The organism is Pseudomonas lini (assembly GCF_030812475.1).
GTDB lineage: Bacteria > Pseudomonadota > Gammaproteobacteria > Pseudomonadales > Pseudomonadaceae > Aquipseudomonas > Aquipseudomonas lini_A.
The window spans coordinates 333,622-347,583 of sequence record NZ_JAUSSR010000005.1; the positions used below are offsets into that span (position 1 = coordinate 333,622).

Below are 13,962 nucleotides of genomic sequence, written 5' to 3' on the forward strand. Positions count from 1 at the left end.
TGACCGCCACCCTCAATCGAAAGCGCCATTGAGCACTTCATAAATGAGCCCGGTGGCCAGCGCGACCAATATCAGGTCAGTGCCCGCCTGCTGCCATTCGTAACCATCATAGTGAGGCAGCCTGCCTGCCAGCCGCCCATCGAGTTTTTTCGCGATGCCCGGCGGAAGCGGCTTGCCTCGGGCCAGGTTTTTTTGAATACCGGGTGGCAGGGCTGGCCCGGGATTCCAGTAGTCGCGGTGTTCGCCAACAATACCCAGGATGTTCGAGCGATTGATGCCTGGGCCGTGATCGCCGCCGCCTGAATGTTTACCCGTATTGGCGTGTCCACCCTGGTTGCCATGGTCCTGGCTGTTTTGCGGCTTTCCCTTGCCATTCCCTTGCCCCTTCCCGTTATCAGGATCGGCCAATGCGGGCACTGAAGCGGACACCAGTGCAAGACAGGTGATAGCTGTAATCAACGAGCGAGATCTGAACATATCCATACTCTCAGAAAGGGGGTATCCCCTGAAATGTAGATGCTCGCTCGTTAGCCTGCTAGGTTCAAGGTCTGCACAACCTGGAGAACTCGAAATGAGCGATAAACCAAAACGGCCCCTATATATCCCTTACGCCGGCCCGACGCTGCTGGAAATGCCCTTGCTGAACAAGGGCAGCGCCTTCAACCTGCAGGAGCGGATCGACTTCAACCTGCTTGGCCTGTTACCCCAGACCACGGAAACCATCGAGGAGCAGGCCACCCGGGTTTACCGGCAATACCAGCTGTGCAGCAGCGATATCGACCGGCACGTGTTTTTGCGCGGCGTGCAAGACAACAACGAGACCCTGTTTTTCCGGCTGCTGGAAGATCACCTCGAAGAGATGCTGCCCATCATCTATACCCCGACCGTCGGCCAGGCCTGCCAGGAATTTTCCAGTATCTACCGCACCCACCGGGGACTGTTCATCGCCTACCCCGACCTCCATCGCATCGACGATATCCTGCACAGCGCCACCAAGGACAACGTCAAGGTCATCGTGGTCACCGACAGTGAACGCATCCTCGGCCTGGGCGACCAGGGCATCGGTGGCATGGGCATCCCGATAGGTAAATTGTCCCTGTACACCGCGTGTGGCGGCATCAGCCCGGCCTACACCCTGCCGGTGGTGCTGGACGTCGGCACCAACAACCCCGACCTGCTGAACGACCCGATGTACATGGGCTGGCGCCATGAACGCATCCGTGGCGAGCAGTACGACGAGTTCGTGGAACTGTTCATCCAGGCCATCAAGCGTCGCTGGCCCAACGTGCTGCTGCAGTTCGAAGACTTCGCCCAGGCCAACGCCAACCCGTTGCTGGAGCGGTACAAGGATCAAATCTGCTGCTTCAACGATGATATCCAGGGTACCGCTGCCGTCGCCGTCGGGACCTTGATCGCCGCCTGCAAGGCCAAGGGCGAAAGCCTGTCCGATCAGGTCGTGACCTTCGTCGGCGCAGGTTCCGCGGGTTGTGGTATTGCCGAGCAGATCGTCGCGGCGATGATGCTCGAAGGGCTGAGCGACGCCGAGGCTCGCCAGCGCATCTTCATGATCGACCGCTGGGGCCTGCTGACGGATGACATGGCCAACCTCCTGCCGTTTCAGCACAAGCTGGCGCAAAAGCGCAGCAGCCTGCCGGCATGGGCCACAAGCGAAGGCGATTTGACCCTGCTGGACGTGGTCAGCAACGCCAGGACAAGCATTCTGGTAGGCGTCTCGGCGCAGCGCGGCCTGTTCACCGAAGAAGTCATTCGTGCCCTGCATGCAGGCTGTTCCACGCCGATCGTCATGCCGTTGTCCAACCCGACCTCGAAGATCGAAGCCACTCCCCAGGAAATACTGACCTGGACCAACGGCCAGGCCCTGGTGGCCACCGGCAGCCCGTTTCCCCCGGTCACCGTCGGCGAGCGCAAGATTGACATCGCCCAGTGCAATAATTCCTACATCTTCCCGGGGATCGGCCTGGGCGTGTTGGCGGTCATGGCCACCCGCGTCACCGAAGGCATGATCATGGCCGCTTCCCGCGCCTTGGCCGACTGTTCGCCACTGCTGACGGGCAAGGGTGATGCGGTTTTGCCGCCGTTGAGCGAAATCCAGGAGGTGAGCAAGAAGATCGCCTTCGCGGTGGCCAAACAGGCCCAGGAAGAAGGCAAGGCGTTGCAGATCAGTGACGAACGCCTGCACGCGGCGATCGAACGCAACTTCTGGCAAGCCCGTTACCGGGACTATCGTCGCTCCTCGATCTGAGGCTGCAATGCGCTGTGGGGAGCAAGGGTCACTTGCTTCCCACAGGTTTGCATCGATTGTTCCATCAGGCAGATCTCAACAGTTCACGACCAATCGGCATCGCAGCGCAAATTCTAGCGACTGCACCCGCTTTGGCCCTCACTCTGACCAAAGTCGACATTCATCTGCTCAATACTCTGTTGCAGTAACCGGCTCAGTTCATCAAACCATGTCGCGTCAGTAAGGAGGCTCGCTACAGACGTTTCATCTGCGCTTTTCAGTGTGTGCTCCAATTTGCCCGCCAGCAGCGACACCGCCTTGGCACCCATGGTGCCGCAGCTACCTTTAATGGTATGGAGCACGAAAGCTGCCCCCGATGCATCTTGGCGCTGGATCTTATCGAGCAAGCTGACACGCTGCTTTTCCAGTTCCGGGCCAAAGGTACGCAGCACGTTGCGGATCAAATCGATGTCCCCGCCAAAGCGCTCTATGATCGATTCACGAGGCTCGGTGAGCCTGTCTCCGGTATTGGCTTGCGCCAAGGATAGAGACACCTGGCTATTCTCACGACCCGCCTGAAAGAGCAGCGTTGCGACGAGCTGTTCCAGATCTATGGGCTTGCCGACATGCTCATTCATCCCCGCAGCAAGACAGACCTCAAGATCGGTGCTGGAGACATTTGCGGTCATCGCCACAATTGGCAGCGCGGCAAAACGTGGATTCGACCGAATGCGACGGGTCGCCTCCAAGCCATCGATATCCGGCATCTGGATATCCATCAATACGACGTCGAAGGGCACTTTCTCAGTCACCACCCTGCTCACCCCTTCCAGCCCTCCTTCAGCCAGCGTCACCTGAGCGCCTTCCCCCGTCAGTAACTCATCGGCAACCTGCCGATTGAGCATGTTGTCTTCCACCACCAACAGCCGCAACCCGGCCAGACGCTGCGGCCTGCCAACGGTCGGGCTGGACGGGAGTGACGGTGGAAGGCCTTTGCCGTTGAGTGCTCGCTGAACAGTGTCGGCTACTTGCCTGGGGGTGACAGGCTTGGTGAGAAACCCCACGAAGGGCGCGTCTCCCGTCTGGTGGACATCGGCCAGCACTTCGCGGCCGTAAGCAGTGATCATAATGATCATTGGCGGTGGCACGCCGTTGCCCTGCTGATGGATCAATTGCGCAGCACTCAGCCCATCCATATCGGACATCCGCCAGTCCATCAGCACCACGTCGTAGGTCTCGCCTCGCGCCTGGGCGTTCTTCACCCGTTCAACTGCTTGCGTGCCACCACCCACGTGGTCGGCCTTCCATCCCAATGCATGGACGGTTCGCACCAGCAATTCGCCCGCCATGGCGTTGTCGTCGACTACCAGTATCCGTATGGACACATCGACTGCAGGACAGGCAGATCTCAGCAGGGACGTTGGCGCAACCTCCAGGGTGATATCGAACCAGAAGCGGCTTCCGACGCCCTGCCGGCTTTCCACCTGAAGCTCACCGCCCATCAAGCTGACCAGCCGCTTGCAGATCACCAGGCCCAGACCGGTGCCACCAAAGCGGCGGCTGGTTGAAGCCTCGGCCTGAGTAAACCCTTCAAATATGCGTTGAAGTTGCTCGGGGCTGATGCCGATGCCGGTATCAGAAACGGCGATACGCAAGCTCACAGTGGTCTCCGTGCGCAGCAGTTGCTCGACGCTGACCACGATCTGGCCTTCCATGGTGAATTTGAGAGCATTGCCCGCCAGGTTGATCAGCACCTGTTGCAGCCGCAGGCTATCGCCTATCAGGTCGTTGGGCAGATTAGAGTCCAGGTCAAACAATACCTCGACCTCTTTCTGCCCCTGGTTGCCGGTCAGCACAACCGCGAGGTCACGCATGAGCAGTTCGAATTCGAATGGGTGCACATCGAGTTGCAATTTGCCAGCTTCAATCTTGGAGTAGTCGAGTATGTCATTGAGCAAACCCAGCAGTGATTTCGCTGCGGTCTGCGCTTTGCTCACATAATCGAGCTGGCGACCGTTCAGGTCAGTGTTCTGCACCAACTGCAACATACCCAGCACGGCGTTCATCGGTGTGCGAATTTCGTGGCTCATGTTGGCCAGGAAGGCAGACTTGGCCGCATTCGCGGTATCGGCCTGTTCCTTGGCGTACAACAGATGCGACTCCAGCTTGCGCTGGGAGGTGATGTCCCGATTGATACCCGTCACACGCAAAGCCGCTCCGCTCGAACTGCGTTCGATCTGCGCGCCAGCCTGGATGAAGCGGGTCTGGCCATCGGGGAGCACGACGCGAAATATGGGGTTGTATACCGCAAGCCCCTTGACCGCTGCATCCAGATTTTCAGCCGCAGCCACCGCGTCCTCAGGATGAACACGAGAGTACCAGTGCTGATAACTCAGACCGTTATTGCGCAACGACAATGGCTGACCGTAGAACTCGAACATACGGTCATTCCACTGCAATGAATTGTCCGCCAATGTCCAGGACCAGACGCCCAGCTCGGCTACTTCAGCGGCCATCAATAACTGCTCGTGCACCGCCATCAGTTCGCTTCGTTGCTTCTGCGTTGTCTCCAAACTCGCAGCCAGTTCCTTTTCTGCCGCTTTACGTTCGGTGATGTCTACCGCGATGCCCAGGTAACCGCTCAACTTCCCTTCGTCGTCGCGCATGGCTGTGACTACCAACGTGACGGGTAATCGTGAGCCGTCCTTGCGTATGTAGGTCCACTCCCGGGTTTCTGCGCCTTCAAACTCAGGTTTATAGGTCAATACACGGAAACCATCGATGGCCTGAGCGTATTCCTTGGTCAGCTCAACGCCACGATCATCGACTTCCTCTGGTACATGGATCAGCGTTGGGGTGTTTTTACCCAGTAACTCTTCGGCGTCATACCCCAACAAGCGTTCGGCGCCTTTGTTGAACACCCGGATCACACCATTGAGATCTGTCGCAATGATCGAGACCTCGGTGGCCGAGCGCAACACAGCACCCAACAACAGATTGAGATGCCGCAACTCGGAAGTTCGTTGCGCAACCTGCTCCTCCAGGCTGGAGTTGAGTTGCCGCCGGCGTTGACGGCTGACACTCACGACACCCGCCAGAGTAGCCAATAGAAGCGTGAGCAAACCACCCATCAACAGGACGACTGTTGGTGAAACCTGATGCAGGCGCTGGACGAACAACGGAAGCGCGCCGAGTTCGATTTGCCATCGCCTCCCATATACCTCGCGCTCCACCTGATAGGTCATCAGCGTTTCACGGCTGGCCGAGTCGGTGGTGCTTTCATAAAACAGCTTCTCTTGCCCAGGGACAGTGATATCTCTCAACCGCAGATGCACCGTCTCGTTTTCTATACGCAGGCCTCTGAGTATCTGCTCTGTCTGCAACACGACATAGATCCAGCCAAACGCTGCTGTCTCTCGTTCAACAACGGTCGCCGGAATTTCTCCACCGCGAAAGATGGGCATCAACACCAGGAAAGACTGCTGCGGTTTCGCTGTGTTCTGTATCAGAGTGATGGGCCCGGTTAACCGTGCCGCACCGCTCTGTATCGAGGATTGGGCAGCCTCTCGCCGCGCTGTTTCCGAAGCTATGTCCAAGCCGATTGCCGCCTGGTTACCCTCAACCGGTTCGACATACTGGACAATGTAACGCTCGCCTGAATGGGGTGAGAGTTGACGAATGGAGAAATCGGCTTTGCCATCCGCCCGAGCGTACTTGAGGAACTCGCCTTCCTCGCGCTGCGGTACACGTCTGATAAAGCCCAGGGAGCTCGCGCCGGGGAACTCAGAAGCAAGGTCGCGGTTTTTGTGATATTGGTAAAAAACTTCGCGGCTGATGCCATGCTCACCCGCTGTGAGCACCGTTCCACGAGCGCCTCGCAATCCGTATTGATAAAGATTGAGGCGCGTCAAAACCAGTTCCGCGGCCTCCTCGGTCGCCCTTACGATCGCTTCCTGAGCATGCTGTTCGTTGATCCGTCCAAGGATCCACCACCCCAGAAAGCTAGCCCCCAGCCCCACCGCCAGAGTGATCGCTACTTCCCGGTTCAACGCAAAAAACTGATGCTTTCTTACCCGAATTGTCTTGTCACGCACTCCATTGGCCCTCGCGAATCCCTTGATTCAATGACAAAAGTCCTCGACCTGCTTTCCTACGGCGAGCCTGGTCTGCGTTCCCGAGTGCGCTCAGGCCAGGCCCGACAATCGATACAGTCTTTCAAGGTCTGCTCCAGGCTCACCATTGTTAATGGCCGCCGCAAGTCGCATAACCACTTGTTCACGGCGTACCTGCATGGGAGGTAACACGTAGATCGCGCCTATTAACTCACGCAGAGCCAAAGGGAGTCCCCAGCAGGCTTTCAAGCTGATGGCAAAAGGCGCTGCGAAATCATGCAGGGCCTGGCAGAGCGCTTCTTCGTCCAGGCTGTGTCCCTGGCCCTCCCACTTCTGGATTTGGTATAGCACACAAAACTCGCCTATCCGGTGCAGCAATGCAGCACTCTGCAGTGGCGCCGGATCGAGCTTGCATCGCCGAGCCAGGGCAACAACCTGTTCAGCCAGTCGCTCGGAAATATCCAACTCGGACTGCATTCGGGTCATCAGCAGCCCATGGGTTTGGGTATTGGCTTGTCGCAGGGCCTGGCTCAACGCCAGATTGACACTGGTAAGCCTTCCCAATCGTTTAATGGCGAATCATCGTTCTGCGAAAGATCTGCCAGGTTTAAATTGGGCTGTTACGGCCAGCTCCAGATCATGTATAGACCACGGCTTATGAAGGTAAATCGTCCCAGCGGGTACCATCGACAGATTCAGGTCATAACCGGATGTGAGAATTGCCGCGGTCGAGGGCCTTTTAAGCTTCATCATCTCAATAAATTCTACGCCTTGTATCTGACCGGGCAGGCCGTGATCCACGATCACCAACGGACAACCGCCATGCGTTCCCGACATGTACCTCATAGCCTCATCGGCAGTTGAGAATTCCAAAGAACGCAGACCCAGTTCGGTCAAAACCTCTCCGATTAACATGCGCAACGTTGGGTCGTCTTCCACCACGATTACCCATCCTGTCAGGGGTGAGAGTTTTTCCCATTGGGTTTTTTTCATGCGCCGGGTTCCTTCGTCTCGGCTCATTTCCATGCCAGGCAGATAGATTTTTCAGTGTAGGCGTTATTTTTTGATTGAGGCTGCGAACCCGAGCCATCTTGATGAGGAAGGGCTATCGAAACCCGTGAAGCGGCTAATGCGTGAAAATCGAACCCCTCCCGACCAGATAGGTCTGTTCCTTTATGACCTCTCTGGAATCAGACCCCATGTCCACGCAACAGAACCTCGTCGTACTCGCACGGGGTGGGTACGCCGCTCGAGGCGTTCTTTATCTGATCATCGGTATTTTCGCGCTGCTGGCGGCTCTCGACTCGACCAGACCAAAGGACAGTCACAGGAGCCTGGAAGCGTTGCTTAGCCAGCCATTCGGTTATGTTCTGGTCGGGTTGGTGGTCGCTGGCCTGTTGGCCTTCGCCGCTTGGCGAGTGCTGCAGGCAATACGCGACGTTGATCATCACGGTAACGAAATGAAGGGGATGGTAATCCGTGCAGGGTTGCTGGCGGGTGGGGTAGTCAACGGCGCCCTGGCATTTTTTGCCTTGGGCCTGCTCTTCAGCGGCATCCGGAGCTCGGGCAATTCCGGAGGTGGGCAAACCAAGGATCTACTGGCCCATATCTTGTCCTGGGAACACTCCAATTTGCTGGTGTACCTCATCGCACTCGTACCCCTCGGCGTAGGCATTGCCCACCTTATCAAGGGCTGGAAGGCGACGTTCGAGAAATATTTCGAAGCTGACGAAGACGTTATGCGGTACGTCCGACCGGTGTCTCAATTCGGTCTGATAGCCCGTGGTGTCGTCTTTATCGAGATCGCCGTGCTGCTGATGATCAGTGGCTCGAAATACCAGGCCATGGATCCGCCGGGCATGAAGGAGGCCCTCGATGCGCTCCAGAACTTGCCGGCGGGCGGTTTGATTTTGATGGTGATGGCCTTGGGGATGATCGCCTTTTCGGTATATAGCTTTTCCGAAGCAGCCTGGCGCAAGATCAACATGGATGTGCCTGGCGTACCGAACGCTTAGCCTTGCGACTACTGCGAGCACTGCCCTGGAACACCGTGGGTAAACAACTCTGCGCATTGCGGCACAGCTCCGCAGTGGCAATTGACAGGAGATCCAAATGCTTGTGCTCACGGACATGCAGCGCACGTACCTCAGGAAAATACGAGCCCTCAGTGAAGACCATCAGGGCAACGAAGTCTTTGCTGGCCTGACGCTCGAGGAATCCATGCGATTCAACTCTTTGAGCGAGTCGCTCCTGGGGCAGGAACATCGGACGCAGGAAGACGTCGATGAGTATCTCTCCCTTGTGCAAAAGCACGAACATACCCGGACTAGATTGCTCAGCGCCGCGTGTGAAGCCCGGCAGCACAGATAGAAATGTTTTGACATTCAATGGTGCTTGAACAGCCTGCCGGTAGCGCATTTTCAACTACGATTGAGGATAGAAAGTCATGAGGCCCTGACCCTGCGCTCTTGCAAATGAGCGAAGCTGCCGAGGCACAGAGCTCATGAATCTCAGCCATCAACTCCTCGTTGGCGCCTTGAGTGTCCATGGATGGCTGATTCAACAGGGAGATGAATCGTCATGTATAAAATGAGTGCAGGTTATGCCTGCGTACTGATGAGAATGCTTTCGGCGCAAGGGTTGGATGTCGACCGCCTGTGCCGGGAGTCCGGGCTCGATACGAAGCTCGCAGCCATACCGGGATCATACTGCGAACGAAGCACTATCTACCGCCTGCTGGAATTGGCTGCTCAGGCTGGCGGCGATCCCGACATCGGTCTGAAATCGGCCGCGCACTTCCATCCCGGCATGTTCCAGATCGTCGGCTATACCATGATGTCCAGTTCGAACCTGAAAAGTGCATTCGAACGACTGGCTCACTTCAGCCCGTTGATCGGCACAGGTTTCACCCTGTTCGTTGTCCAGGAACAACAGGATTACCGCCTGGCCACGTTCGATCACCATCAACGCGGTTCGGTCAAACCCCGCCAGTACAGCGATGCCAGCCTCGCAGCCCTGCTAGGTGTCTATCGCTGGCTGAGTGGTAGCCAATCGTTGAGCCCGCTGAGTGTGGAATTCAGCTATCCCCAACCGGAAGACACCCATGAGCATCAACAGCTGTTTGGCTGCGAGCTGCGGTTCGGGGCAGCCTATGACAGCATCCTGTTCGACGGCGAGCAGCTACTGCGTCCGTCGAGAATGGCCAACGAGGCATTGGCCAAGCTCCATGAAAGCTATGCCAACGGTCAGCTTGACCTGCTGAATGACTCCACCATGGTGTGCAGGATCCGTGCGCTGATCACCGAACGCCTGAGCCAGGCGCAACGACAGGGCCAATGTAATATGGAATCGATTGCGGCCGCGCTGAGCATCAGCAAGCGAACATTGCAACGGGCACTGGAGAAGGCAGGCACGCAGTTCACGAATATCCTGAACCATACGCGTCAGCAGCTGGCCGACTTCTATCTGCGCCATTCCCATTTCAATATCCAGAACGTGACTTACCTGCTCGGCTTCCACGACCACAGCAGTTTCTACAAGGCCTGCCTGCGCTGGTTCGGCATGACGCCCGGTCAGTATCGAGCCTGTCAACAATCGCTCGAGGCCAGGGAAACCAGGATCCTTCCAGGCCGTTGAGCCTCTATCGACCGAGCTGCGCGTCCCGTTCCGAATGGACGATTTGAAGCCGCTCCAAGTTGCGCCGCTGGCACTCATACTCGGCTTCTGCCCGGGTCTCATAGGTGGTCGGCAGCCGCAGCTTTTTCTCGCTGTCGTAGAGGTTAAAACCTACAGTCGCGTTTTTACAATAAGATCGCGTTCCGCTGCGCACGGAGTCCGAGTCCGTGGGTAATGCAGGAACAACACCGAATCTCAAGGCCATCATCACGTCCTCTTGGAATTCACCGTCGAACCACTCCGACTACTACTAACTATTAGCGGCTATGGACAACTACGGCAAGGAAGGTTTTTGCGGATCCGATGAATAGCTCGTGCCAAGGCATAGGCGTCGGCTTTCAATCAGTACCCATTGGCTTTTCGACGCCAGTACATTCACTAAAACGCTGCGTCAGCAGTTGCATTGCCTGATGCAAAGGATGGCACGGGGCACGCTGGCCTTCGCCGTCGGCGAAGCCGAACAGTCCCGCTGGGCAATACCGGTCATCATCCCAACCCGGATAGTCGAGGACCGGGTACCAGCAAATACCCTCGATCGGCACGCCACGGTGTATCGCACGCTCGACTTGCTCGCTGACATAAGTCAGCCAAGGGACGCGTTCATCACCTTCAGCACCCGTTTCCGACAGGAGCATCGGCCGCCCGTAACGTTGATAGACTTCGCTGAGCATGCCCGCCAGCGGTCGATACTCACGGTCGTCTCTGAGAACTTTGGGGCCGTTGAGGATCCACTGGTTATGTGGGTAAAAATTCACGCCGACGATGTCCAGATAGGATTCTTGCCCGCCCAGCCCCGGCCACTGTCTGCCGGTCAACAGATCCCATGCGTCGAACTGAGACAGCCGGTAATTTTCGGCGGCGTTGACCTGGTCAACCCGGTGAGAACCTGCGATGACGTTAATCAATGGTTCGCCCTGAACGAACCGTGCTGACGGTACCTGCTCGCGGATGGCCTCGATCGCCGCAATGCTGGCCCTCACCAGTTGATGCTTGAGTTCGAGACCGCGCCCATGGGCTGAAGGATTGAAATACCCGACCGCTCCACCCGCCCAGCTCCAGAAAGAGATTTCATTGAGGGGTGAATAAACAGGATTTTCGATTCCCTCCTCGCGCATCAACCTGGCAACGGCTGCGCAAAACTTTGCGAAGCGCTCGACGAACTCCGGCCGCCAGATATCAAGATCGTCAGGATAACCGTAATGGCAAAGATCCCAGATCACTTGCATGCCGCACGCCTGCGCAGCGCGCAGCATGGGAAGAAAACTACTCCAGTCGTAATGACCCGGGCGGGTCTCGATCAAATGCCAACGTAGACCATCTCTGCTACTACGGATGCCCATTGCCAAAAGTTGCTGATAATCATTGGTCGCCCAGCGCGCATGGCCCGTGGTGTTTAACAGGTCGAGGCGCCGGCCATCATTGCGTCGGTGCGATGAACATTCAAAACCGGCCAGCAAAAAACTGTCGAAGGCGCGCTGCCTTTTCATGGCGCCGAGACCGGGCCTGAAGTTTCCACCCTGCTGCCAGTGTTTGGCTCGACCTCACAGCCCGGCACAGGTGTCTCGCTTGCAGCCTCGGCAATACGTTGATAAAGGGCCAATGCCTGGCCTACGACCTGATCCATGTTGTAATACTTGTACGTTCCCAGTCGACCCAGAAATGTGACATGCGACGTGCCTTCAGCCAGCATCCGGTAGCGTTTGTATAACTCGGCATTTTCAGGACGAGGCACCGGGTAATAGGGGTCGCCATCCGCACAGGGAAACTCATAGCTGATACTGGTCAGTGGATGAGTCTGTCCGGTGAGATGTTTGTATTCGGTGATGCGCGTGTACGGCACTGCTTCGTCGGGGTAATTGACCACCGCCACAGCTTGAAATTGCAGCTGGTTGAGGGTCTCGTGCTGAAATCGCAAAGACCGATAGGGCAGCTTGCCAAAGCAATAATCGAAATACTCATCAATCGGCCCGCTGTAAACCAGGTGACCATAACGCACACGATGACGTACCGCGGTGAAATCGGTGCCTAACAGAATATCAATGAGAGGGTGATCAAGCATGCGCTCGAACATTCGTGTATAGCCATCGCGCGGCATCATCTGAAAGGTATCGCTAAAATAGCGATCGTCACTGTTGGTTCGGGTCGGCACGCGAGAAGTGACGGACTTATCCAGTTCCGACGGATCCAGTCCCCATTGTTTTCTCGTGTAGCCGCGGAAAAACTTTTCGTAGAGTTCACGACCCACCTGGCTGACGACAACGTCTTGCGACGTTCTAATATGACTCACCGGCTGGGCACGGCTGGCCAGAAAGTCAGCGGCTTGCGGCTCCGTCATGTTCAATCCGTACAACGTGTTCAGCGTGGTCAGGTTGATAGGAATGGGGACGCGATGCTCATCAACTTGCGCCAATACCCGATGCTCATACGGACGCCACTCAGTGAATCGCGACAGGTATTGAACAATGCGCTCGGCATTGGTGTGAAAGATATGCGGGCCATAGCGATGAACCCACACGCCCGCTTCATCCGTATGATCATACGCATTGCCGCCAATATGCTCGCGACGGTCGATCAGCAGCACGCGCTTGCCTAGCCCTGCGCTCAGTCGTTCGGCTAACACGCTGCCGGCAAACCCGGCGCCGACGATCAAGTAGTCGTAGAAAGGTGCAGCGCTGTCGCCATCTTGAGAGGAGCCGCCAGTGGCAGTCCCGAGGGTTATCTGAGGCATTCGATCTGCTCCTTCATCACGGCACAGGTCTTGTCCCATGACATCCCCTCCAGCACCGCATCAACACGCTGTGTAAAAGCAGCAGCGTCATGATCGCCATCGAGAATGCCCTCGATGGCGGCAATGAACTCATCGACCGATGCCGCAATCTCCACCACCCTTGCATCGCCGTACACCCTGATGACATCGACAATGGGCGATGAGACCACGGGGCACCCGCCAGCCAGGTATTCGGGAGTCTTGGTCGGACTGATATAACGGGTCGATTCATTGAGGGCGAAAGGCATCAACGCGACGTCCCAGCCTGCAAGATAAGCAGGCAATTGTGAGTAATCCTTGCCGCCCAGGTAGTGGATGTTGGGATGGCGTGGCAGAGCCGCCGGATCGATTTTGACTACGGGGCCGATCAGGACGATTTGCCATTCGGGCCGCCGTCGCGCCAGCTCGCTGACCAACGCAATATCAAAGCGCTCGTCGATGACGCCGAAAAAGCCGAGGCGTGGGTGGGCAATCGCAGCCTGATCCAAAGGCTGCAGCAGTGGTTGCCGCGCAGCAGCAAAATGGTTGAGGTCGACGCTGCTGGGAACCGCGTGTGCGTTGGCGTGAAGCTTGCTCTTTGTCTCCCAGAGGCTGTAGCCCCCCGTAAAGACCACGTCAGCCCGGCGCATCAATTGTTGCTCCTTCTCCACCAATTCCTTTGGCGCTCCCTTGAACGCGGACAATTCATCCATGCAATCAAAAATGGTGACTTGTCCTTCAAGGTGCGCGGTGAAGTCCAGGCTCATGGGGGTGAAATACCAGAGCAACAATTGCGAGGGCTCATGCATCGCCAGATATGTATCCAGCAAATGTCGCTGTGCGTCGACGGACTGCATGAAATCAAGGCCTTCCGGAAGATGAGGCACCAGTACTGTCACACCTTCGGCAGGCCGGGTTTGCTCAAGCCAAGGGTCATCGCAGCCGCCGCGCAATGGCTCCTCGAAAAACAGCACATCGTAGTCTTTGGCCAGGCGGGACATGACGTGCTGAGGTCTCTGATAAACGAAACCCCAGCGCAAATGCGACAGGCACAAGAGCGTAGGACGAACGGATTGAGCGGTTTGTATATCAGCGTTCAGAGAGGTGGGGGTCAACTGTGGGTCAGGTTGCTCTGCCAGGTTCATGTGAGTTCCCTTTGGTGATCACCGGGACGAAATCGAGCACAG

General features: G+C 56.9%; 11 protein-coding genes. 3 read left to right on the top strand and 8 right to left on the bottom strand.

Going from position 1 to position 13,962, the window contains the following annotated elements; genetic code table 11:
• Window positions 1-12: 12 nt before the first annotated feature.
• Window positions 13-477, bottom strand: coding sequence for an anti-virulence regulator CigR family protein (locus J2W17_RS12250; protein ID WP_307333941.1), 465 nt, complete (start codon window positions 475-477; stop codon window positions 13-15).
• A gap of 94 nt (window positions 478-571) precedes the next feature.
• Here J2W17_RS12250 and J2W17_RS12255 point away from each other — a divergent pair, with 94 nt between their 5' ends.
• On the top strand, window positions 572-2,263 hold the full coding sequence (locus tag J2W17_RS12255; RefSeq protein WP_307333944.1) for an NAD-dependent malic enzyme: 1,692 nt from the start codon (window positions 572-574) through the stop codon (window positions 2,261-2,263).
• Window positions 2,264-2,376: 113 nt separating this feature from the next.
• Here J2W17_RS12255 and J2W17_RS12260 read toward each other — a convergent pair whose 3' ends face one another.
• The 3 genes from J2W17_RS12260 to J2W17_RS12270 form a co-directional block, all read right to left on the bottom strand.
• Window positions 2,377-6,321 (bottom strand): CHASE domain-containing protein, encoded by a 3,945-nt coding sequence (locus J2W17_RS12260; protein WP_373459980.1) that lies wholly within the window; start codon window positions 6,319-6,321, stop codon window positions 2,377-2,379.
• Window positions 6,322-6,426: 105 nt separating this feature from the next.
• Entirely contained in the window at window positions 6,427-6,918 is a 492-nt protein-coding gene (locus tag J2W17_RS12265) for an HDOD domain-containing protein (RefSeq protein ID WP_307333948.1), read from the bottom strand.
• A 15-nt stretch (window positions 6,919-6,933) separates the two neighbouring features.
• Window positions 6,934-7,347: a response regulator gene (locus J2W17_RS12270; protein WP_307333950.1), complete on the bottom strand. Its 414-nt coding sequence runs from the start codon at window positions 7,345-7,347 to the stop codon at window positions 6,934-6,936.
• 206 nt (window positions 7,348-7,553) lie between these two features.
• On the opposite strand from J2W17_RS12270, the gene J2W17_RS12275 reads away from it, so the two are divergent.
• Entirely contained in the window at window positions 7,554-8,369 is an 816-nt protein-coding gene (locus J2W17_RS12275) for a DUF1206 domain-containing protein (RefSeq protein ID WP_307333952.1), read from the top strand.
• Here the strand turns inward: J2W17_RS12275 and J2W17_RS12280 are convergent.
• Window positions 8,335-8,772, bottom strand: coding sequence for a hypothetical protein (locus J2W17_RS12280; RefSeq protein WP_307333954.1), 438 nt, complete (start codon window positions 8,770-8,772; stop codon window positions 8,335-8,337). The genes J2W17_RS12275 and J2W17_RS12280 overlap by 35 nt on opposite strands.
• Window positions 8,773-8,934: 162 nt before the next feature.
• On the opposite strand from J2W17_RS12280, the gene J2W17_RS12285 reads away from it, so the two are divergent.
• On the top strand, window positions 8,935-9,990 hold the full coding sequence (locus J2W17_RS12285; protein ID WP_307333956.1) for an AraC family transcriptional regulator: 1,056 nt from the start codon (window positions 8,935-8,937) through the stop codon (window positions 9,988-9,990).
• Window positions 9,991-10,367: 377 nt separating this feature from the next.
• Here J2W17_RS12285 and J2W17_RS12290 read toward each other — a convergent pair whose 3' ends face one another.
• The 3 genes from J2W17_RS12290 to J2W17_RS12300 are packed head-to-tail and all read right to left on the bottom strand — an operon-like array spanning window position 10,368 to window position 13,920.
• Window positions 10,368-11,516, bottom strand: a complete 1,149-nt coding sequence (locus J2W17_RS12290) for a beta-glucosidase (RefSeq protein ID WP_307333958.1) — start codon at window positions 11,514-11,516, stop codon at window positions 10,368-10,370.
• Window positions 11,513-12,757 carry a UDP-galactopyranose mutase gene (gene glf, locus J2W17_RS12295; protein WP_307333960.1) on the bottom strand — a complete coding sequence of 415 codons (1,245 nt, stop codon included), beginning with the start codon at window positions 12,755-12,757 and terminating at the stop codon, window positions 11,513-11,515. Before glf ends, J2W17_RS12290 begins: the two co-directional genes overlap by 4 nt.
• Entirely contained in the window at window positions 12,745-13,920 is a 1,176-nt protein-coding gene (locus J2W17_RS12300) for a glycosyltransferase family 1 protein (protein WP_307333962.1), read from the bottom strand. The genes glf and J2W17_RS12300 overlap by 13 nt, the downstream gene beginning before the upstream one ends.
• Between the last annotated feature and the right edge of the window lie 42 nt (window positions 13,921-13,962).